At 65.5% G+C, this 4,939-nt stretch carries 3 protein-coding genes; 1 reads left to right on the forward strand and 2 read right to left on the reverse strand.

The genetic code is table 11. The annotated features are described in order from the left end of the window. The coding region (gene hrpA / locus AC1DYI_RS26470) for an ATP-dependent RNA helicase HrpA (RefSeq protein ID WP_477207114.1) at positions 1 to 2,944 on the forward strand (2,944 nt) is incomplete at its 5' end. 155 nt (positions 2,945 to 3,099) lie between these two features. Here the strand turns inward: hrpA and AC1DYI_RS26475 are convergent. Beyond that, positions 3,100 to 4,032 (reverse strand): hypothetical protein, encoded by a 933-nt coding sequence (locus AC1DYI_RS26475; RefSeq protein WP_477207115.1) that lies wholly within the window; start codon positions 4,030 to 4,032, stop codon positions 3,100 to 3,102. A gap of 199 nt (positions 4,033 to 4,231) precedes the next feature. Then, entirely contained in the window at positions 4,232 to 4,765 is a 534-nt protein-coding gene (locus AC1DYI_RS26480; RefSeq protein WP_477207116.1) for a glutaredoxin domain-containing protein, read from the reverse strand. Between the last annotated feature and the right edge of the window lie 174 nt (positions 4,766 to 4,939).

Consider the following 4,939-nt stretch of genomic DNA (forward strand, 5'->3'; position numbering starts at 1 on the left):
CCGCTACGTGGTCGATGCCGGCCTGGCGCGCGTCAAGCGCTACAGCTATCGCAACAAGGTCGAGCAGCTGCAGGTCGAACCGGTCAGCCAGGCCGCGGCGAACCAGCGCGCCGGTCGCTGCGGCCGTGTCGCCAACGGCATTTGCATTCGCCTGTACGACGAGAAGGATTTCGCCAGCCGCCCGCGCTTCACCGACCCCGAGATCCTGCGTTCATCGCTGGCTGGCGTGATCTTGCGGATGAAGGCGCTGCACCTCGGCCTGGTCGAGGACTTCCCGTTCCTCGAACCCCCGCCTCGCAAGGCGATTGCCGACGGCTACGCGCTTTTGGCTGAGTTGGGCGCGGTCGATGAAGCCAACGAGCTGACACCGATCGGCAAGGAACTCGCCAAGCTGCCGCTGGACCCGCGCGTCGGCCGCATGATCCTCGAAGCGCGCGAGCGCCAGTCGCTGACCGAGGTGCTGATCATCGCCAGCGCCTTGAGCGTGCAGGACGTGCGCGACCGCCCGCTCGAGCACCAGCAGGCCGCCGACGAGAAGCACAAGAAGTTCGACGACGAGAAGTCGGAGTTCATGGGCTACCTGAAGCTGTGGAAGTGGATCGAGGAAGGCCGCGGCATCCACGGCCACGCCGGCGCGAAAGAGCAGAAGACCGACAGCCACAAGCTCAGCAACCGCCAGCAGGAACAACGCCTGCGCGAGAGCTTCGTCAACCCGCGCCGGGTGCGTGAATGGCGCGACATCCATTCGCAGTTGCAGACCGTCGTCGCCGAACACGGCTGGCGCTTGAACGGCGCGCAAGCCACCTACGAGCAGGTGCACCTGGCGATGCTCGCGGGCCTGCTCGGCAACATTGGCCTGAAGGCCGATGACGACGACTGGTACCTCGGCGCGCGCGGCATCAAGTTCTGGCGCCACCCGGGTGCGCACCTGAGCAAGAAGCCGGGCCGTTGGCTGATCGCCGCCGAGCTGGTCGACACCACACGCCTGTTCGGCCGCGGCCTCGCGGCCATCGAGCCGCAGTGGATCGCGCCGATCGCCGGTCATTTGCTGAAGACCCAGCTGCTGGAGCCCCACTGGGAGAAGAAGGCCGGTGAGGTGATCGCGCTGGAGCGCGCCACGCTCTACGGCATCGTCATCTACGCCAACCGCCGCGTGAACTTCGGCAATGTGGACCCGCGGGCCGCGCGCGAGATCTTCATCCGCGAAGGCCTGGTCAACGGCGAGTGGGAAACCCGTCTGCCGTTCCTTGCCCACAACCGCAAGATGATCGCCCAGGTCGAGGATCTGGAGCACAAGGCACGCCGGCAAGACGTGCTGGTCGATGACGAGCTGATCTACGCCTACTACGACCAGCAACTGCCGGCCGATGTGGTCAGCGGTGACAGCTTCGAGCGCTGGTACCGCGAAGAGCTGAAGAAGCAGCCCAAGCTGCTGATGCTCAGCCGCGAAGAGCTGATGCGTCACGAGGCGGCTGGCATCACGACCTCGGCCTTCCCGAAGACCATCCGCCTCGGCGGCGTCGACTGCGCGGCCACCTACCTGCACCAGCCGGGTGACCCGAAGGACGGTGTCACCGTCACCGTGCCRATCTATGCGCTGAACCAGGTCAGCGAAGAGCGCTGCGAATGGTTGGTGCCCGGCATGCTCGAAGGCAAGGTGCTGGCGCTGATCAAGAGCCTGCACCAGCGGCCCCGTTCACGCCTGGTGCCGCTGCCCGATTACGCGGCTGAGTTCTGCGAGCTGACGACCTTTGCGCAGGGGCCGCTGATGGACGCGCTGCTGAAGGCCGTTCGCGAGAAGACCCAGCTCGCGGTGCAGCGCAACGACTTCAAGCTCGAACAGTTGGCGCCGCACCTGTTCATGAATTTCCGCGTCGTCGACGAGCATGGCCGCCAGCTCGGCATGGGTCGTCAGTTGGCCACGCTGAAGGCAGAGTGGGGCGGCCAGGCACGCTCGGCCTTCCAGGCCCTGGCCGCGCTGAAACGGCCCGACGCGCCGCCACCGCCGCCCGCACCTGCGGCCACATCAGCAACGCCATCGCGCGGCGTCACCGCCGTGGTCAAGGCACCGGCGCCACCCGCGCCTGATGCGCCGGCCGCGCGTTACACAGCCTGGTCCTTTGGCGAGCTGCCCGAACTGATGGAAATCCGCCAGAAGGGCCAGACACTGATCGGCTTTCCGGCGCTGATCGACAAAGGCGCGCATGTCGAGATCGAGGTCTTCGACGAGCCCGACGTGGCCGCGGCGCAGYACCGCGCCGGCCTGCGCCGGCTGGTCGCTTTGCAGATCAAGGAGCCGCTGAAGTACCTGGAAAAGAACATCCCGGACCTGCAGAAGATGGCAGTCGCCTTCATGCCGCTGGGCAGCATGGAAGAGTTGCGCGACCAGGTCATCGCCGTGGCGTTGGACCGCGCCTTTCTGCAAGAACCGTTGCCGCAGGACGCGATGGCGTTCAACAAGCGCATCGATGAAGGCCGCGCGCGGCTGAACCTGATCGCGCAAGAGGTGGCGCGCATGGCTGGCACGGTGCTGGTCGAGTACGCCGCCGCGGTGCGCAAGCTCAAAGACAGCAAGCCGCCGAAGGAAGTGGCCGATGACATCAACGCGCAGCTGCAGCGCCTGGTGCCCAAGCGCTTCGTGGCGCAAAGCCCGTGGGCGCAGATGCAGCACTTTCCGCGCTACTTGAAGGGCATCGTGATGCGGCTGGACAAGCTGCGTGCCGACCCCGCACGCGACTCGCAACGCCTGGCCGAGCTGCGCCCGATGGAACAGCGCTACCAGCGCCGCATCGCTGATCTGAAAGGCCAGGCCGATGCGCGGATGGAAGAGTTCCGCTGGCTGCTGGAAGAGCTGCGCATCAGCCTGTTTGCGCAGGAGCTGCGAACGCCGCAGCCGGTGTCGGCGAAGCGGCTTGAAAAGGTGTGGACTCAACTGACAAGTTGAGGCTGCGCCTTTCGGCGCAGACTGACATCTGCCCATAGGGCATGTCATGTCGAAGCCAAAAGGTTTGGTCGGCGAAGCTGACGCCACAAAGGCAAAGGGCCCAGCGTTCCCGTTGGGCCCTTTGTCGTTTCGTCAGGCTGCAGCAGCCTGCGCGCTCACTGCATGTGCGCGATGAAGAAGTTCGCCATGCCCGACCAGGCGGTGTCGCCCGACACGCTCGGTGCGGCCTGGCACTGGTTGGTGCCTTCCGTTTGGTATCGGCGGCACAACTGGTAGCCGAAGTCCGGGTAGTGCACGTCGACCTGGCTGGCCGGCACCTGCACCATGTTGAACGGGCGGTCATAGGCGGCATAGATCGGGGGCGCCGACGGGGTGACCGATTGCAGCGACGAGCCAGCGTCCGGCACCGCGGTGCATTGGGTCAGGAACGCGGCACGATCGCTTTCGATCACGAACGTGTTGGCCATCTCATTGCAGTTGAAGGTGGTCTGGGCCTGGTAGGTCCAGATGGCGCGCACCGTGGTGCCCGGCAGCTTGCCAGTCAGGGCCGTGAGGATGCCCAGGCCGCCGCCGCGCGACTGGCCGCTGATGAACGAGTTGGTGGGGTCCGCATTCAGCGCCACCGCATGGTTGTTGACGAAGGTGTTGATGGCCTTCTGGATGTCGAAGCGCGGCGTGGGGCTGCCGGCCACGTAGTTCACGACCGGGTGGCGGAACTCGTAGGAGATGACGATGAAGCCCTGGTCCGTCAGCGGCTTGACGACGCGGCTGTACAGCGAGCCGGCGGTGATGTCCTTGGCGATGTAGTTGCCGGTGCCGTTCGGGTGACCGTAGTAGGCGATCGGGCGCGGGCCGCTGAAGCCTTGCGGCGGCATCCAGATGTCCATCGCTTGCTTGGCCAGCTTGCGGGTCGTCGGCTCGATCCAGGTCGTCGAACCGTAGGGCACATTGCGGTAGCAGTTGCAGCTGGCGTTGTAGCCGGGGGGCACGGTGCTTTCGGCTTGAAACTGCGCTTGCGAAGGGATAGGCGCAAAACCCGCGGCGAACACTGCGGCGGTGGCCCACAACGACTTCGAGATGAGAGGCATGAGTCTTCCTTGGCGTCAGCGCCGGGCCCGACGGGCCTGAAGCGCTAGATCACGCCCCACTCAGCTCAAAACACCAGAAGAAGCGAGTCAGGCGACAGCCACCTCATCGACGCGGAGTCGATGCGGATAAGGAAGCGAAAAGCCGGAGATGGCCGTGATTCGGCGGCCGTCTTGCAAGATGGTTACAACTGCCGAACGCTCACTGCTGCAGAAGTGCGACGAACTCTTCCGAGTCGAAACCGTTGGCCATCAGTTGCCCGCGCACGAGCAGAGTCGGCACACCGTAGCTGCCGGTGGCGCGCAGACCAGCTTCACAGCTGGTGTCTTTCTCGACATTGCATTCGGTGAACGCAAAGCCGTTCTGGCGCAGCCAGCTCTTGGCCTGTGCGCAGTAGGTGCAATGGGTGGTCGTGTACATCACGACTTCTTCGGCTTGCACGCCAGCGGCCAAGGTGGACATGTCGCTGTGGCCGGTGCTGCCATGGCGCTCGGTCGACATGCGGTAGCCGGCCCATGCGCCATAGGCCAGCACCAGTACCGCAATCCACTTGCCCCATGCGACGCGCCGCTCGGGTACGGCCCGGTAGATCACAGGCTGCGTCACAGGGCGGCGTGCAGCGTCAGCGGCCGCGGCGGCTTTCACGTAGGCCACGCCACATGCAGGGCATTGCCAATCGGGCGCGGTGGTGTCCACCGGGCGAACGTGCTGGCATTTGGGGCAGATGGTGGGCATGGCGTGAATCGTGTCGGTGTATCGGGCTGGCTGCGCGAGCAGCCGGCGGATTCTCCCGGCGCCATGGGCCTGATCAGGGCTGGCCTCGGCTCAATCCCGCCCGGGCGCGCAGTTCGTCACAGCCGAATTCACATCTGCTTGAACAAATGCGCGTAGCTCTCGGCCACCAGCAGC

It is taken from the genome of Ideonella sp. P3_A4 (assembly GCF_056403075.1).

What these genes read in the sequence shown, in the direction of transcription:
- AC1DYI_RS26475 (WP_477207115.1), bottom strand. Translation starts at nt 4,032, where the DNA reads ATGCCTCTCATCTCGAAGTCGTTGTGGGCCACCGCCGCAGTGTTCGCC.
- AC1DYI_RS26480 (WP_477207116.1), bottom strand. Translation starts at nt 4,765, where the DNA reads ATGCCCACCATCTGCCCCAAATGCCAGCACGTTCGCCCGGTGGACACC.